The sequence below is a fragment of the Ruegeria sp. CL3 genome, from assembly GCF_056536505.1.
In genome coordinates, this window is record NZ_JBQFPT010000012.1 from 84,197 (window position 1) to 99,949 (window position 15,753).

Below are 15,753 nucleotides of genomic sequence, written 5' to 3' on the forward strand. Positions count from 1 at the left end.
TCGTTGAGGCCCGCGCGTGGCTGCGCTATGACGCATCAGCCCCGAAGTCATGGAAACGACATTTAAGATGCCCAAAGCGAAGATCACCAAAGAAGAGGCGCTGGCCTTTCACCTCGACCCGACCCCCGGCAAGTGGGAGGTGCAGGCCACTGTTCCCATGACCACGCAGCGCGATCTTTCGCTGGCCTACAGCCCCGGCGTCGCCGTTCCATGTGAAGCAATCGCCGAAGCGCCCGAGACCGCCTATGACTATACCAACAAGGGCAATCTTGTTGCTGTGATCTCGAACGGGACGGCTGTTTTGGGTCTTGGCAATCTTGGCGCGCTCGGCTCGAAACCTGTGATGGAGGGGAAATCCGTTCTGTTCAAACGGTTCGCCGACGTGAACTCGATCGATATCGAGTTGGACACCGAAGACCCGGATGAGTTCTGCCGCGCGGTGCGTCTGATGGGGCCGACTTTTGGTGGCATCAACCTCGAAGACATCAAGGCGCCAGAATGTTTCATCATCGAACAGCGCCTGAAAGAAGAGATGGACATCCCGGTCTTCCACGATGACCAGCACGGCACGGCGGTGATCTGTGCGGCGGGTCTGCTGAACGCGCTTCATATTTCGGGCAAGAAAATTGAGGACGTTAAGATCGTTCTGAACGGTGCGGGTGCTGCGGGCATTGCCTGTATCGAACTGCTCAAGTCGATGGGCGCACGGCATGAGAACTGCATCGTCTGTGACACAAAGGGCGTGATCTATCAGGGCCGGACTGAGGGCATGAATCAGTGGAAATCGGCCCATGCGATCTCAACCGAATTGCGGTCGCTTGAAGATGCCATGAAGGGTGCGGATGTATTCCTGGGCGTGTCGGTCAAGGGGGCTGTGACGCAGGATATGGTTGCAAGCATGGCCGATAATCCGGTGATTTTCGCGATGGCGAACCCGGATCCTGAGATTACTCCGGAAGAGGCGCATGAAGTTCGCGTTGACGCGATCGTTGCCACAGGCCGCAGCGACTATCCGAACCAGGTGAACAACGTTCTGGGCTTCCCCTACCTGTTCCGCGGTGCGCTGGATATCCATGCGCGCGCCATCAATGACGAGATGAAGATTGCCTGCGCCCATGCTCTGGCCCGTCTGGCGCGTGAGGATGTGCCGGATGAGGTCGCCATGGCCTATGGCAAATCGCTGACCTTTGGCCGCGACTACATCATCCCGACGCCGTTTGACCCGCGCCTGATCCACCGCATCCCTCCGGCGGTCGCAAAGGCCGGGATGGATACCGGAGCGGCCCGCCGTCCGATCATCGACATGGAGGCTTATGAGCTGAGCCTCAAGTCCCGCATGGACCCGACCGCCAGCATCCTGCGCGGCCTGAACGCCCGTGCCCGCCAGGCACAAAGCCGCATGATCTTTGCCGAGGGCGACGATCCGCGCGTGTTGCGCGCTGCGGTGACCTATCAGCGCTCGGGCTTTGGCAAGGCGCTGGTTGTGGGCCGTCCAGATGACGTGAAAACCAAGCTGGAAGAGGCTGGTCTGGGCGACGCCGTGCGCGAGCTTGAGGTGGTGAACGCCGCCAACACCGCGCATCTCGAGACCTATTCGAATTTCCTGTACAACCGTTTGCAACGCAAAGGTTTTGACCCCAAGGATATCCACCGTCTGGCGGCCCGGGATCGGCATGTGTTCTCATCCCTCATGCTGGCGCATGGGCATGGCGACGGCCTTGTGACGGGGGCGACACGCAAATCGGCCCATGTGTTGGACCGGATCAACCATGTGTTCGACGCCGATGCCGCCCATGGCGCGGCGGGCGTAACGGCGTTGCTGCACAAGGGGCGCATTGTTCTGATCGGTGATACTCTGGTGCATGAATGGCCGGATGAGAACGATCTGGCCAATATCGCTGAACGATCGGCCGACGTGGCCCGCCATATGGGGCTTGAACCTCGCGTGGCTTTTGTCAGCTTCTCGACCTTTGGCTACCCGGTTTCAGAGCGGGCCGAAAAGATGCACCGTGCGCCAGCGGTTCTGGACCAGCGTGGCGTAGATTTCGAATACGAAGGCGAGATGACCGTCGATGTTGCCCTGAACGTGGATCAGCAGGCCGGATACCCGTTCCAGCGCCTGACCGGGCCGGCCAATATCCTGATCGTGCCCGCCCGGCACTCGGCCTCGATCTCGACCAAACTGATGCAGGAAATGGGCGGCGCCACAGTGATCGGCCCGATCCTGTCTGGCGTCGACAAGCCAATCCAGATCTGCTCGACCGTGTCGACGGCCAATGATATCCTCAACATGGCCATTCTGGCCTCCTGCGATATTGGCAAGTCATGACGATCTGGAACCTGGGCTCGATCAATGCCGACATGGTTTACGGCCTGCCGCACCTGCCTGCGGCGGGTGAGACCTTGGCGGCAGACGGTCTTGAGCGTTTTCTGGGCGGCAAAGGGGCCAATATGTCCGTTGCCGGATCGCGCGCGGGATCCCGTGTCAGCCATATCGGTGCTGTCGGTCCGGATGGGCGCTGGGCCAAGGATCGGCTGACGGAATATGGTGTCGACACGCGGTTCATCGCTGAGGTGGATGTGCCGACCGGTCACGCGATCATTGCTGTGGACGCGCAGGGCGAGAACCTTATCATCCTCTACCCCGGCGCTAACCACGCGTTGGACAGCGCGCAGATCGGGCAGGCGCTGGCCTCGGCCAATACCGGAGATATTCTGGTTTTGCAGAACGAAACCAACGCTCAGGTCGAAGCGGCCCGTCTGGGGCATGAGCTTGGCCTGACCGTCTGCTACGCCGCCGCGCCGTTTCAGGCGCAATCGGTACAAGAGGTTCTGCCTTATCTGGATTTCCTGATCCTCAACGAGGTCGAGGCCGAGCAATTGCGGCAGGAAACCGGGTTGGATGCAGCGGAACTGCCGGTGCGCCATGTGATCGTTACGCTTGGGTCGAGGGGCGCGCGGTATCTGCAGCAGGGTTGTGATCCCGTGGATTTCGCCGCGCATAAGGTGCAGGCGGTGGATACAACGGGCGCAGGGGATACGTTTACCGGCTACGTTCTGGCCGGGATGGACCGTGGCATGCCGATGGAGCAGGCCATTCTACAAGCGAACCGCGCCGCGGCCCTGATGGTCACGCGGCACGGCACTGCAGATGTCATTCCGGATCTGAGGGAAGTCCGTGACGCGCAGTTGGATTAAGATCCGGCAAAGGGCGCATCACTTCCCCAAAGCTGCTTCACCCGTGCATCCCGACCGCAGGCATTGCGGTAGGCTTTATAGGCGTTCTTCTGGCGTTTGGGGCCAAAGCGGGTGAACACCAGCTTGTCGCCTTTGTAGTAGTCCTGATGGTATGCCTCGGCCGGATAAAACGCGCCCTCCTGCAGGATCGGGGTGACGACCGTTTGGCCAAGCGCTCGTTGCGCGTTGGTCTTTGCCTGTTGCGCAAGCGCTTTTTCCCCTGCGTTAGACACGAAAATTGCCGTTCGGTAGCTCTCTCCACGGTCGCAAAACTGACCGCCTGCATCTGTGGGGTCGACCGAGCGGAAGAACATGTTCAGAAGCGTTTCACGTGAGACGCGCGCGGGATCAAACGTGATCTGAACCGCCTCGTAGTGGCCCGTGCCGCCTTTGGTCACCTGATCATATGTCGGGTTCGAGACAGAACCACCCGTGAACCCGGACACGGCGCCTATGACGCCGGGTACGGATTCGAAATCGGATTCAACACACCAGAAACATCCGCCGGCAACCGTCAGGGTCTCGGTCCCTGCAGCCGGGGCCGGAACGGCGCGCAAGGTTGCGGCCAGTGCAATCAAGGTGAACAACAGGGCGGGTTTTAGGTAGTCGAGATATGCAGTCCGGGTCATGGTATGTCTCCTTCCGAGACTCAAGGTGACCGGTGTTCTAACAAGTTGCAATTGCCTGACATGGAATGTCACGCGCTGGTGACCTGAGTTTATTGACTGACCTGTTTACCCACGCGACCGGCAAGAAAACGCCCGGCCGTGGGGCCGGGCGTTGGCAGGTTCACAGACCCCATTTCTTTTGGTTTTCCTCAAAGAAGCCCTGGGCTTTCTTCACCTCAATCCAGTTGTTCACGTAGTTGATCCAGACCTGATCATCCTGCGGCAGGATCATCGCGATGGGTGAAGGGGAACGTGGTCCGGCGTTCTTAACACGCTCGATCGGGAACTTCTCTTCCAAGGTGGAGCCTTCGATGTTCGATGTGATGAACACATCGGCCCGTCCGGCGATCACTTCTTGAAAACCACGTGCGGGGGCTTCGACCACTTTGATCTCGGCATTCGGAAACCACTCGCGGACGCGCTTCTCAAAGGTTGTGCCCAGCGTTGTTGCGACCGTCACACCCGGCTGGTTGATCGACTCATAGCCGTCGAATTTGTCGGCCTTGTCCTTGGTCGTGTATGGGAACAGCTCAACCGAGATATAGCTGTCCGAGAATCCGGCAACCTTCATCCGCGGCGGCGAGATCGAGGCCGAGCCGGTCAGGTGGTATTTCTTCGCCACAACGCCGTTCACCAGTGTTTTCCAATCGGTCGGGACGTATTCGACCTCAACTCCCAAATCGGCGGCGAGTTCGTTCATGATGTCGATGTCGTAGCCTTTGTAGCTGTTGGTGGCCGGATCCCGAAGGGACATCGGGTTCCAGTCACCGGTCGTGCCGACCTTCAACACACCGGAATCCAGGATTTCGTTCAGTGCCGATTGCGCCTGGGCTGCGCCTGACAAGACCAGACCAAGCGCAGCGGCAGCGGCTGCTCTCCAGATTGTGTTCATTTAATTCTCCTGTTGGTGGCAGCTGGGACTTGCTGCCATATATAGTTCGTTGTTTTAAGCGGGATAGGGGGCGCAGGCCCAATAAATCAATCCACCCGCGCAAACTAGGGACAGATCGACCAATGCCAGACCCCGCCATCGAGCTTGTCGATGTGAACAAGTGGTTCGATACGTTCCATGTCCTCAAGAATATCAACCTCACGGTTAATAGTGGTGAAAAGGTTGTGATCTGCGGGCCGTCAGGCTCGGGTAAGTCCACGGTCGTGCGCTGTATCAACCAATTGGAGAAACACCAGAAAGGCACCATCCGCATTGACGGCGTCGAGCTGAAGGATGACGCCAGATCCGCAGCCACGATCCGGTCCGAGGTCGGCATGGTGTTTCAGCAGTTCAACCTGTTCCCGCATCTGAGCGTTCTAGACAACCTGACGCTTGGCCCCATCAAGGCGAGGGGCCTGAGCCGAGCGCAGGCCGAAGAGCGCGCGCGCCATTATCTTGAGCGTGTTCACATCCCAGATCAGGCCGATAAACGCCCGATCCAACTGTCCGGCGGCCAACAACAGCGCGTCGCCATCGCCCGATCCCTGTGCATGGAGCCGAAAGTTCTGTTGTTTGATGAGCCGACCTCGGCCCTTGATCCGGAAATGATCGCCGAGGTGCTGGACGTGATGGTTGAGCTGGCGAATGAAGGCATGACCATGGTCGTGGTCACTCACGAGATGGGGTTTGCCCGCAAGGTCGCCGACAAGATGATCTTCATGGATGAGGGCGAGATCGTGGAGCAGGGCAAGCCAGAGCATTTCTTCACCAATCCGACCTCGGAGCGGTGCCGCAAGTTCCTCAGCCAGATATTGCAGCACTGAGTGGGTACGATGAAAAAAGCACTTCTCCTCATACCGCTTCTGCTGCTGGCAGGCTGTTCCTCATCCCAGACATGGGGCTGGTATGTTATCGACCCGAGGACTGACTCGGGCTGGACCAATGTGAAATTCCTGATCTCGGGCATGGGCGCGACGATCCTGATCTCTCTGATCGCGGCGGCGCTGTCGATTGTGATCGGCCTGTTGGTTGCCTTGCCCGGACTGTCCGAGAAACGCGGCTGGCGGCTGCTGAACAGGGTCTATGTCGAGTTCATTCGCGCCATTCCGCTGTTGCCTATGCTGTTCTGGGTGTTCTACGGACTGCCGATCGTGTTCCAGTCGATGGGTCTGAACATCCCGATTGACCCATTCTGGGGCGCGATCATCACCCTGGCGATTTCCGACAGTGCCTTCACGGCCGAGATCTACCGCGCCGGCATCCAATCCATCGCACGCGGTCAGCGCGAGGCGGCGCAGACCATCGGGCTGAACTATGTGCAAACCATGCGCTACGTGATCCTGCCGCAAGCAATCCGACGTATCCTGCCGCCCTTGGCCAACCAGTTCATCTACATCGTTAAGATGAGCGCCTTTGCCAGCGTCATCGGCATGCAGGAACTGACCCGCCGCGCGAATGAGCTGGTGGTGACGGAATACCGCCCGCTGGAAATCTACACCTTGCTGATATTTGAATACCTGATCCTGGTTCTGATCATCAGCGCCGGGGTACGCTGGCTGGAACGCCGCATGGGCGCAGACGAACGCGGATAAGGAGGCACAGTATGGACTGGAAAGACTTCATGGCCGAGACCGAGGCCAATATCGGCACCCTCTCGAAAGAGGTCCCCGAAACGGTGCGCGGCTTCGGGATGATGGGCAAGGCGGCCAAAACCGACGGCGCCCTGAGCGAAAAAACCAAAGAGTTCATCGCGCTGGGCATTGCCATCGCCACACGTTGCGACAGCTGCATCGGGTTTCACGTGAAATCACTGGTGCGTCTCGGTGCCACCCGCGAGGAACTGTGCGAGGCGCTCTCAATGGCGACCTATATGGGCGGAGGCCCGTCTTTTGCCTACAGCGCAAAGGCGCTGAAGGCGTTTGATGTGTTCTCGGAAGGCGATTAACCCAGAAGCTGCCCCAGCTTCATCGCCACACCCATATTGCCCGAGATCTTGAGCTTGCCCAACGCAACGCCTGTCATTGGGTTCAGCTTGCCGGTCAGCAGTTTGGTCAGGTTGTCCTGCGAGATGCGGATGGTGCAATCGGTATCCTGATCCTGCGTGGTCGCCTGATTGTCGGCCAGCACGATCACACCCGCGTCGCCGCAATCGAACTTGAGCGATCCGTCAAAGCTTTTGCCATTCAGCCCTTTTTGAATTCCGTCGGCGATCTCTTGCAGCATGGTCAGTCCTTTCAAACTTGACGTATGCGTAAAGACATTGCCCCACATCCGGCAAGCATGACGCTGGGTCCGGTGGGCAAAAGAAAACCACGGCAACCGAGTGATTGCCGGGGTTTTGAATTCTAGACTGATTGTCAGGTTACTTGGACAGACGTTTGTCGCGCGCCGCCAGCAGTTTCAAACGCAGTGCATTCAGCTGGATAAAGCCCGCCGCGTCGGTTTGATCATAGGCACCAGCGTCTTCCTCGAAGGTCACATGCGCCTCGGAATACAGCGAGTGATCGGACCAGCGGCCAACGGTCGAGGCCAGACCTTTATACAGTTTCACGCGCACGGTGCCGGTGACATGCTCTTGGCTTTTGTCGATGGCGGCCTGCAGCATCTCGCGTTCGGGCGAGTACCAGAAACCGTTGTAAATCAGCTCGGCATATTGCGGCATCAGCTGGTCTTTCAGGTGCATCGCGCCACGGTCCATGGTGATGGATTCGATACCACGGTGTGCTTCCAGCAGGATGGTGCCGCCCGGAGTTTCGTAGATGCCGCGCGACTTCATGCCTACGAACCGGCCTTCGACAAGGTCCAGACGACCAATGCCGTGCTTGCCGCCATATTCGTTCAGCTTGGTCAGGATGGTGGCTGGGCTCATCGCCTCGCCATTGATGCTGACCGCGTCGCCTTTTTCGAAACCGATCTCGATGAACTCGGGCTGATCGGGCGCGTCCTCGGGGTGGACGGTGCGCTGATAGACATAGTCGGGTGCCATATCGGCGGGGTCTTCCAGAACCTTTCCCTCGGAGGAGGTGTGCAGCAGGTTGGCATCTACCGAGAAGGGCGCCTCGCCGCGCTTGTCCTTGGCGATCGGGATCTGATGCGCTTCGGCCCATTCGATCAGTCGAGTACGGCTGGTCAAATCCCACTCGCGCCACGGGGCGATGACCTTGATTTCGGGGTTCAGTGCGTAGGCGGCCAATTCAAAGCGAACCTGATCGTTGCCCTTGCCGGTCGCGCCATGTGCTACGGCATCAGCACCGGTTTCCTGAGCGATCTCTACCAGACGTTTCGAGATCAGGGGCCGCGCAATCGAAGTGCCCAGCAAGTACAGGCCTTCATACTGTGCATTTGCACGGAACATCGGGAAAACGAAGTCGCGCACGAACTCTTCGCGGATGTCCTCGATATAGATGTTTTCGGGTTTAATCCCCAGCATCTCAGCCTTTTGGCGGGCGGGCTCCAGTTCCTCACCCTGACCCAGATCGGCAGTGAAGGTGACGACCTCACAACCATACTCGGTCTGCAACCACTTCAGAATGATCGAGGTATCAAGGCCACCGGAATAGGCCAGAACAACTTTCTTGGGCGCGGACATCTGACTTCCCCTTATTCGCAAGACGATTGGCCCCTAACGGGTTTTGTGGGCGGGGGCAAGCTGTGTGGATTGACGCAGGCCGGGAATTGCGGTGAAACGGCCGGACAAAGAACAAGAGATGGTTGAGCAGGGGCATTTCCATATGTTGGCGTTCGAGATTTTCATGCATTCGATCAAGATGGTTTTGCGGAACCTGAAACAGGCGATTCAGATCACGCTGATCCCCGCACTGATCGGCGGTTTGGCCATCATCGCATTCAGCCTTCTTTTTGGTATTTCGTTCGAAGATATCTCGACCGAGCCAAACGGTCTGCCGGATGCAGCATCGCCAGGCGCGGTCACAGCGTTCCTGTTCTGCGTGCTGGCATCCCTGTTTGCGATCATGGTTTGGATTATCGTGTCCTGGCACCGCTTTGTGCTGCTCGAAGAATACCCGGCCGGTTTTCTGCCCGCGTTCAGATCGGATCGAATGCTCGCTTACATTGGGCGGATGGTGATGCTGGCCTTGCTGGGTGTGGTCGTCCTGATCCCGGCAATGCTTGTCATCGGATTTTTGACGCAAGCCTCGGCCGTGATGGGCATTTTGGCGTGGCTTTTGGTTGTTGTGGGCCTATCCGTGGCCTTTTACCGGGTGGCCCCGATCATGCCAGCCGCAGCAATAGGCGAACCGTTGAAACTGTCGGACGCGTGGCGGGCAACTGACGGGGCGAACGGAACCATAGTGGCGCTGGTTGTGTTGCTGGTGTTGTTCCAGATGGGGCTTCAGCTTCTGTTCGCTGCGCTTCTGATCATCCCAGTGATTGGCGCTTTGGTGGTGGTTTTCGCCAGCATGCTGATCGTGCCGTTGATTAATGTCAGCATCCTGACAACGTTCTATGGCGTCTTCATCGAAAAACGCGCGCTGTCCTAATTCGTACACACATGTATTCCTTGCCCTTTTGCTTAGGATAAGCCACTGAAACCGGCATGAGCGATTTCATGACCCGTGCCCGCGCTGCCGAACAGGCGATGCGCTCTGTGTTTCCGGCAACGCCTTTGCAGCGGAATGCCCATCTGTCTGACCGCTACGGTGCTGATATCTGGCTCAAGCGAGAGGACCTCAGCCCGGTACGCTCCTACAAGATCCGAGGCGCCTTCAATGCCATGCGCAAGCAGCAGGGGCAGGATCTGTTCGTCTGTGCCAGCGCCGGCAACCACGCGCAGGGCGTAGCCTTCATGTGCAAGCATCTGGGTGTGAAGGGGGTGATCTTCATGCCGGTCACCACGCCTCAGCAGAAGATCCAGAAGACTCGTATTTTCGGTGGCGACAATATCGAGGTTCACCTCAGCGGTGACTATTTTGACGACACACTTGCCGCAGCACAAGCCTGGTGCGCAAAGGAAGGCGGGCATTTCCTATCGCCCTTCGATGATGAGGATGTGATCGAGGGGCAGGCTTCGCTTGCGGTCGAGATCGAGGAACAGCTTGGCCGCGTACCCGATCATGTCATTTTGCCGGTCGGTGGAGGTGGCATGTCGTCCGGCGTGGCAACCTGGTTCGGCGATCGGACCCATTGTCTGTTTGTCGAACCCCAGGGCGGGGCCTGTTTGCACGCGGCGATGGCTGCAGGACATCCGGTTGCCTTGGATCACGTAGATAATTTCGTCGATGGCGCGGCGGTCGGCAAGATCGGCGCAAAACCCTTTGAGCTGTTAAAAGACCGCCACCTGTCAGATGTGCTGGTCCTGTCTGAGGATCGCATCTGCACCACAATGATCGAGATGCTGAATGTGGAAGGCATCGTGCTGGAACCCGCTGGCGCATTGGCGATTGAGGCGGTTGCCGATGTGCAGAGCTTTATCCGTGGCAAGACGGTTGTCTGCGTCACCTCTGGCGGCAATTTCGATTTTGAGCGTCTGCCCGAGGTCAAGGAGCGCGCGCAGCGCTATTCCGGGGTCAAGAAATACTTCATCTTGCGCCTGCCGCAGCGCCCCGGCGCGTTGAAAGAGTTCTTGAACATCCTCGGACCCGAAGACGATATCGCCCGGTTCGAATACATGAAGAAATCGGCGCGCAATTTCGGCTCGGTATTGATCGGGATCGAGACTCGCAAGCCTGAGAACTTCGCCCGCCTCTTTGCGCATCTGGATGAGGCCGGGTTCACCTATACCGACATCACCGAGGATGAGACGCTGGCACAGTTTGTGATCTAGTGCAGATTGTCTTTAAGTTCGGCTTGAAACACTGATTTCGACGCAGCAAATACGGCGAGGATTTCGGATAGATCGACTTTTGCCGCCTCACCCGAGGCCGCCAGCCTTTCGCCATCCTGACAGAGCTTCGAGAACACCTCGAACCCAAGGCTCAGGGCGCTGCCTTTCAGGAAATGCAGGTTTTGTTCAAGATCCTGCCGCGCGGTGTCTGCATGCACGCGGGCGATGACCTCTTGCACTTCGTCCAGAAAGATCTCGACAACCTCATCGAATTCATCAGCGCCAACTTCGTCACGTAGCTGTCGAACTCGGGGCCAGTGGATCATGAGTCTTGTCCTGCGTCGGAATTGAATGGATCCTAGGTAGCCCGGCTTGAGTAAATGTCGGGTTAAGCGTCGGCCTCAATTGGCCTTCACTCGATGTTAAACCCCAGACGCGTAGGGTCGCACCATCCCGAGAAAAGGAAGCGTGTGGGGTTGCAGAGTGCCAGCGGCAAGTCTTGATGAAACCAGACCCGATCTGGACTTCGGTGCAATCCGGAGGGTGCTGGTTGTGGATGACAGCCGCCTGCAACGGCGCATTCTGGTGGCTTCGCTCAAGAAATGGGGTTTTGAGGTTCTTGAGGCCGACAATGGCGAGGCGGCGATAGATATCTGCACCGAAGCCGTGCCAGACCTTGTTCTCAGCGATTGGGTCATGCCGGGGATGAGCGGGCTTGAGTTCTGCCGCGCTTTCCGTGCGCTTGAAGCGGAGCATTACAGCTATTTCATCCTGCTCACCTCCAAAAGCGAAAAGCAGGAGGTTGCGCGGGGTCTGGACGCGGGCGCGGATGACTTCCTGATCAAACCGCTTGAGGCGGATGAGCTGCGCGCGCGTATCTCGGCCGGTGCGCGTATTCTGGATATGCAGCGTGAGTTGTCGCAGAAGAACCGACTGATTGAATCCGCCTTGCAAGAGCTGAAACTGGCGCATGAGGCCATCGACAAGGACCTGATCCAAGCCCGCAAGATACAGGAATCGCTGGTGCCCGACCTCACGCAAGAGTTCGGAAAATCGCGTGTCAGCCTGTTGTTGAAACCCTGCGGGCATATCGGGGGCGATCTGGTGGGGATGTTCTCACCCGGTCCGAACCGCCTTGGGTTCTACAGCATTGATGTGTCCGGGCATGGCATCACCTCGGCGATGATGACGGCACGGTTGGGCGGGTATCTGTCCAGCAAACATTTCGAACAGAACGTCGCCATGGAAAAGCGGTTTGATAAATTCTACGCCCTGCTTCCTCCGGACGAGGTCGCAGGAATGCTGAATTGCCGATTGCTGGCGGATGCCGGGATCGAAGAATATTTTACGATGGTCTATGCGATTGTCGATCTGCGCAACGGGCATATCAGGATGGTTCAGGCCGGGCATCCACATCCGTTGATGCTGCGACGCGATGGCACGACCGAGTTTCTGGGCGAAGGTGGGCTACCCATCGGGTTGATCCCGGATGTGAAGTTTCAGCAGATTGAGACGAAGATGGAGCCGGGGGACCGTTTGTTACTGCATTCAGACGGGTTCACGGAATGCGCTTTGGCTGAAGGCGGAATGCTGGATGACGACGGCTTGCGGGACATGGCGCTCGACTGTGCCGCGGGTCGCGGTGGGCCTGAGTTTTTGGACGATCTGTTCTGGCGCCTGACACAGGTGATGTCACCTGAAAGCGGTATGGGCGACGATGTCTCGGCCGTGTTCTTCGAATATAATGGGGCCTAAAGCGTTTTGGATTTACCTGAATCATCAAGTGAAACAAATGTCCCGAAAACGCTGAAAGCGTGGCAGGGTATTCGCGTCGCAGGCTAAACCCGAAACGATCTAAAGTCCGCGAAGATGCAGCATCGCGAAATGGCGATCGCCATCGTTGCCCAGCGTTTCAACCGCGTCGGGGGTATGCATCCAGAGCGCTTCGTGGAACGGTTCGCTCGGTGGCCCCAGTCGCCGTACCGGGCGCGCGTTATAGATCAGGCAGACCTTCTCGGCCCAGAGGTCATATTCCGGCATATAGGTAAATCGCCGGAACGCGCCGACACGACGGGGTGCCGCGATCAGCCAGCCCGTTTCCTCAAACACTTCGCGGTGCAGAGCGGTTGCGGGTGATTCGCCCGGATCTATTCCGCCGCCGGGCAATTGCAGATCCGGCCCCGGTTCGGTCTGGCAGGTCAGAAGAAGGTGCCCTGAGCGGGGCAGCAAAGCGTAGACTCCGACCCGCCGGGTGTACTTGCGCCCGGGTTCAGGGCTTTCGCCGAACCGTCTGATCATGTATGGCCCCTTACAACCCAATCTCTGCGACCTATATGGTGCCGGTATGCCAACCCTTGGCGTGTAAGGAAACCCCATGTCTCTTGGAACAAAAATCGCGTGGGACGATACCGTCCTGCCCTTTCAACTCGATGTATCGGACATGCGCGGGCGCGTGGCCCGTCTGGATGGCGTGTTGGACGGTATCCTGAAACAGCATGACTATCCGGAAAAGGTTGAGGCCCTGGTGGCCGAGATGGCCCTGCTGACCGCGTTGATCGGCCAGACGGTCTCGCTTCGCTGGAAGCTGTCGTTGCAGGTGCAGTCCAAGGGTCCGGTGCGTATGATTGCCACCGACTACTACGCGCCACAGAAAGAGGGCGAGCCGGCCCGCATCCGCGCTTACGCCAGTTTCGACCGCGATCGTCTGACCGATGGCGCGCCGTTCGATCAAGTGGGCGAGGGTTATTTCGCGATCATGATCGACCAGGGCGAAGGCACGCAGCCTTATCAGGGCATCACTCCGCTGGCCGGAGGCTCGATCAGTGCCTGCGCCGAAGCCTATTTTGCGCAGTCCGAGCAGTTGCCGACCCGGTTCTCGCTGAGCTTCGGCAAATCGACCGAGCCAGGTGTGGGTGAGCATTGGCGCGCAGGCGGCATCATGTTGCAGCATATGCCCAAAGCCTCGCCTTTTGCGGCGTCCAGCGAAGGTACCGGAGAGATCCTGACCGCCACTGATCTCGTCGATGGTGAAGAGGGTGAGAACTGGGGTCGCGTCAATATCCTGCTGGACACGGTCGAGGATCTTGAGCTGATCGGCCCTTCGATTGCGCCAACAGATCTGCTGGTGCGTCTGTTCCATGAGGAAAACCCACGGGTCTATGACGCGCAGCAGGTACAGTTTGGCTGTACCTGCTCAGAAGAGCGTGTGCGCCAAAGCCTGTCGATCTATTCGGCCAAGGACATCGAAAAGATGACCACTTCTGAGGGTCAGGTCACGGCCGATTGTCAGTTCTGCGGTGCGCATTACGTGCTGGACCCTGCCACCGTAGGGTTTGACGCCGAAGACAGCAAAAGTGTCTGAGTTAGAGACACAACTCCGGACGGCTTTGGGTCGTCCGGGCCATGGGTCCAGTGATTTTGACTTGAACCCAGACACCGTGTTGCCGCCGGGGCGCAAACTGCGCCCGGCGGGGGTGCTGGTGCCGATCACGGTCGCGGACGGTATGCCACGGCTGATCCTGACCAAACGCTCCTCGGCGTTGAAGCATCACCCCGGCCAGATCGCCTTTCCCGGCGGCAAGCAGGATGAAGGTGACGCGAATGTCACCGCCGCTGCCCTGCGCGAGGCGCGCGAAGAGGTCGGTCTGCCCACTGACCTGCCCGAGGTTGTGGGTTTTCTGCCCACGCATGAAACCGTCACTTCCTTCTCGGTCACCCCGGTGGTGGCGATCATTCGGCAGGGCTTCGACCCGGTGCCCGAACCCGGCGAAGTCGACGAAATTTTCTCGGTTCCTCTTGCACATGTGCTGAACCCTGCGAATTATGTGATCGAGTCGCGCCGTTGGCAGGGGACAAGACGGAAGTATTTTGCCGTGCCCTATGGCCCTTATTACATATGGGGCGCGACCGCCCGCATATTGCGCGGGCTTGCAGCACGGGTGAGTGAATGAAGCAAATCAGCGCGGCTTGGGTTTCGAACCCTGCGACACAAAAGGTATGCGCGGCCCTCACGGATGGCGGTGCGCAAGCGCTGTTTGTGGGGGGATGTGTGCGCAACGCGCTTTTGGGCGCGCCGGTGTCGGACATTGATATCGCAACGGATGCGCATCCCAAAAGGGTGCTGGAGCTGGCGCAGAGCGCGGGGCTCAAGGCGATTCCTACTGGGATTGATCACGGAACGATAACTGTGGTCTGCAATCACATCCCGCATGAGATCACCACCTTTCGCCGTGACGTGGAAACCGATGGCCGCCGCGCGGTCGTGGCCTTCTCGGACAAGGTGGAAGAGGATGCAGCCCGGCGCGATTTTACCATGAACGCGATCTACGCAAAGCCAGATGGTACCGTGTTAGATCCGCTTTTGGGCCTGCCGGACCTTCAGGCGCGCCGCGTTCGGTTCATCGGAACTGCAGAAAACCGCATCCGCGAAGACTACCTGCGATCCCTGCGCTATTTTCGGTTTCATGCCTGGTACGGAGATGTCGAGGCCGGGTTCGATCCGGATGCTCTAGCCGCGATAGCAGCGAATCTGAACGGTTTGTCCATCTTGTCGCGGGAACGTGTCGGGGCCGAGCTGTTGAAGCTTTTGGGTGCGCCCGACCCGGCCCCTTCCGTTGCCGCAATGCGCAGCACAGGGGTGTTGGCGCAGCTTCTGCCGGGCGCGGATGATCGCGCCCTTGCGCCTTTGGTTGCGATCGAGCAGGCCGCAGGTGCCGAACCGGACGCAGTGCGCCGGTTGGCCGCCATTGCTACGCCCGAGGACGCGGAGACGCTGCGCCTGAGCCGCAATCAATTGCAACGCCTGACCCGGATGCGGGATGAGGCGCAGGCCTCGACCAGTGTGGCCGAACTGGGCTACCGCTACGGCGACGAGGGCGGCTTGCACGAAACACTACTGCGATGCGCGTTTCTGGAGCGCCCCTGGTCAGAGGATCTGCGCACAGCGCTGCATTCCGGGGCCACCGCGCAGTTCCCGATCAAGGCGACGGACCTCATCCCCAGCTTTTCTGGCCCTGCGCTGGGCAAGAAACTGGCCGATCTGGAAGCAAGCTGGATCGCATCTGACTTTACCCTGACGCGCGAGGATTTGCTGGCCGGGTAGCGCGAAGTCTCAAAAGGGGATGACAAATCAGAAC

General features: G+C 58.8%; 17 protein-coding genes. 11 read left to right on the forward strand and 6 right to left on the reverse strand.

The window, feature by feature from the left end; all coding sequences use genetic code 11:
* Positions 1–67 precede the first annotated feature (67 nt).
* Positions 68–2,329, forward strand: coding sequence for an NADP-dependent malic enzyme (locus tag ACR0NO_RS17660; RefSeq protein WP_480724908.1), 2,262 nt, complete (start codon positions 68–70; stop codon positions 2,327–2,329).
* Complete coding sequence (locus ACR0NO_RS17665) at positions 2,326–3,198, forward strand: ribokinase (RefSeq protein WP_170689554.1); 873 nt, start codon at positions 2,326–2,328, stop codon at positions 3,196–3,198. The genes ACR0NO_RS17660 and ACR0NO_RS17665 overlap by 4 nt, the downstream gene beginning before the upstream one ends.
* Here ACR0NO_RS17665 and msrA read toward each other — a convergent pair.
* On the reverse strand, positions 3,195–3,866 hold the full coding sequence (gene msrA, locus ACR0NO_RS17670; protein ID WP_170643425.1) for a peptide-methionine (S)-S-oxide reductase MsrA: 672 nt from the start codon (positions 3,864–3,866) through the stop codon (positions 3,195–3,197). The two genes, ACR0NO_RS17665 and msrA, sit on opposite strands and share 4 nt — an antisense overlap.
* A gap of 160 nt (positions 3,867–4,026) precedes the next feature.
* Positions 4,027–4,797: a transporter substrate-binding domain-containing protein gene (locus ACR0NO_RS17675; RefSeq protein ID WP_170380216.1), complete on the reverse strand. Its 771-nt coding sequence runs from the start codon at positions 4,795–4,797 to the stop codon at positions 4,027–4,029.
* A 122-nt stretch (positions 4,798–4,919) separates the two neighbouring features.
* Here ACR0NO_RS17675 and ACR0NO_RS17680 point away from each other — a divergent pair, with 122 nt between their 5' ends.
* Genes ACR0NO_RS17680 through ACR0NO_RS17690 form a run of 3 tightly spaced genes read left to right on the forward strand, consistent with a single transcriptional unit; the run spans position 4,920 to position 6,781 of the window.
* Positions 4,920–5,660: an amino acid ABC transporter ATP-binding protein gene (locus ACR0NO_RS17680; protein ID WP_170380217.1), complete on the forward strand. Its 741-nt coding sequence runs from the start codon at positions 4,920–4,922 to the stop codon at positions 5,658–5,660.
* A gap of 9 nt (positions 5,661–5,669) precedes the next feature.
* The gene (locus ACR0NO_RS17685; RefSeq protein ID WP_170380218.1) at positions 5,670–6,428 is read left to right on the forward strand and encodes an amino acid ABC transporter permease; all 759 of its coding nucleotides are present in this window, start codon (positions 5,670–5,672) and stop codon (positions 6,426–6,428) included.
* An 11-nt stretch (positions 6,429–6,439) separates the two neighbouring features.
* Positions 6,440–6,781, forward strand: coding sequence for a carboxymuconolactone decarboxylase family protein (locus ACR0NO_RS17690; RefSeq protein ID WP_170462857.1), 342 nt, complete (start codon positions 6,440–6,442; stop codon positions 6,779–6,781).
* Here ACR0NO_RS17690 and ACR0NO_RS17695 read toward each other — a convergent pair.
* A complete protein-coding gene (locus ACR0NO_RS17695; protein ID WP_170380220.1) occupies positions 6,778–7,059 on the reverse strand; it encodes an SCP2 sterol-binding domain-containing protein in 282 nt (93 codons plus the stop codon). The two genes, ACR0NO_RS17690 and ACR0NO_RS17695, sit on opposite strands and share 4 nt — an antisense overlap.
* Positions 7,060–7,198: 139 nt before the next feature.
* Positions 7,199–8,425 (reverse strand): argininosuccinate synthase, encoded by a 1,227-nt coding sequence (locus ACR0NO_RS17700; RefSeq protein WP_170380221.1) that lies wholly within the window; start codon positions 8,423–8,425, stop codon positions 7,199–7,201.
* A gap of 91 nt (positions 8,426–8,516) precedes the next feature.
* Here ACR0NO_RS17700 and ACR0NO_RS17705 point away from each other — a divergent pair, with 91 nt between their 5' ends.
* Both ACR0NO_RS17705 and ilvA read left to right on the forward strand, forming a co-directional pair.
* Positions 8,517–9,335 carry a hypothetical protein gene (locus tag ACR0NO_RS17705; protein ID WP_480724909.1) on the forward strand — a complete coding sequence of 273 codons (819 nt, stop codon included), beginning with the start codon at positions 8,517–8,519 and terminating at the stop codon, positions 9,333–9,335.
* 56 nt (positions 9,336–9,391) lie between these two features.
* Positions 9,392–10,618: a threonine ammonia-lyase IlvA gene (gene ilvA, locus ACR0NO_RS17710; protein WP_480724910.1), complete on the forward strand. Its 1,227-nt coding sequence runs from the start codon at positions 9,392–9,394 to the stop codon at positions 10,616–10,618.
* On the opposite strand, the gene ACR0NO_RS17715 is transcribed toward ilvA, so the two are convergent.
* Positions 10,615–10,944 carry an Hpt domain-containing protein gene (locus ACR0NO_RS17715; RefSeq protein ID WP_170667586.1) on the reverse strand — a complete coding sequence of 110 codons (330 nt, stop codon included), beginning with the start codon at positions 10,942–10,944 and terminating at the stop codon, positions 10,615–10,617. The genes ilvA and ACR0NO_RS17715 overlap by 4 nt on opposite strands.
* A 157-nt stretch (positions 10,945–11,101) precedes the next feature.
* Between ACR0NO_RS17715 and ACR0NO_RS17720 the strand changes: the two genes are divergently transcribed.
* Positions 11,102–12,373, forward strand: a complete 1,272-nt coding sequence (locus ACR0NO_RS17720; protein WP_170667588.1) for a SpoIIE family protein phosphatase — start codon at positions 11,102–11,104, stop codon at positions 12,371–12,373.
* Positions 12,374–12,472: 99 nt separating this feature from the next.
* On the opposite strand, the gene ACR0NO_RS17725 is transcribed toward ACR0NO_RS17720, so the two are convergent.
* Positions 12,473–12,916, reverse strand: a complete 444-nt coding sequence (locus ACR0NO_RS17725; protein ID WP_170667590.1) for an NUDIX hydrolase — start codon at positions 12,914–12,916, stop codon at positions 12,473–12,475.
* A 76-nt stretch (positions 12,917–12,992) separates the two neighbouring features.
* On the opposite strand from ACR0NO_RS17725, the gene hslO reads away from it, so the two are divergent.
* The 3 genes from hslO to ACR0NO_RS17740 are packed head-to-tail and all read left to right on the forward strand — an operon-like array spanning position 12,993 to position 15,719.
* A complete protein-coding gene (hslO, locus tag ACR0NO_RS17730; protein WP_170480022.1) occupies positions 12,993–13,979 on the forward strand; it encodes an Hsp33 family molecular chaperone HslO in 987 nt (328 codons plus the stop codon).
* On the forward strand, positions 13,972–14,568 hold the full coding sequence (locus tag ACR0NO_RS17735) for a CoA pyrophosphatase (protein WP_480724911.1): 597 nt from the start codon (positions 13,972–13,974) through the stop codon (positions 14,566–14,568). The genes hslO and ACR0NO_RS17735 overlap by 8 nt, the downstream gene beginning before the upstream one ends.
* Complete coding sequence (locus ACR0NO_RS17740) at positions 14,565–15,719, forward strand: CCA tRNA nucleotidyltransferase (RefSeq protein ID WP_480724912.1); 1,155 nt, start codon at positions 14,565–14,567, stop codon at positions 15,717–15,719. The genes ACR0NO_RS17735 and ACR0NO_RS17740 overlap by 4 nt, the downstream gene beginning before the upstream one ends.
* The last annotated feature ends 34 nt before the right edge of the window (positions 15,720–15,753 follow it).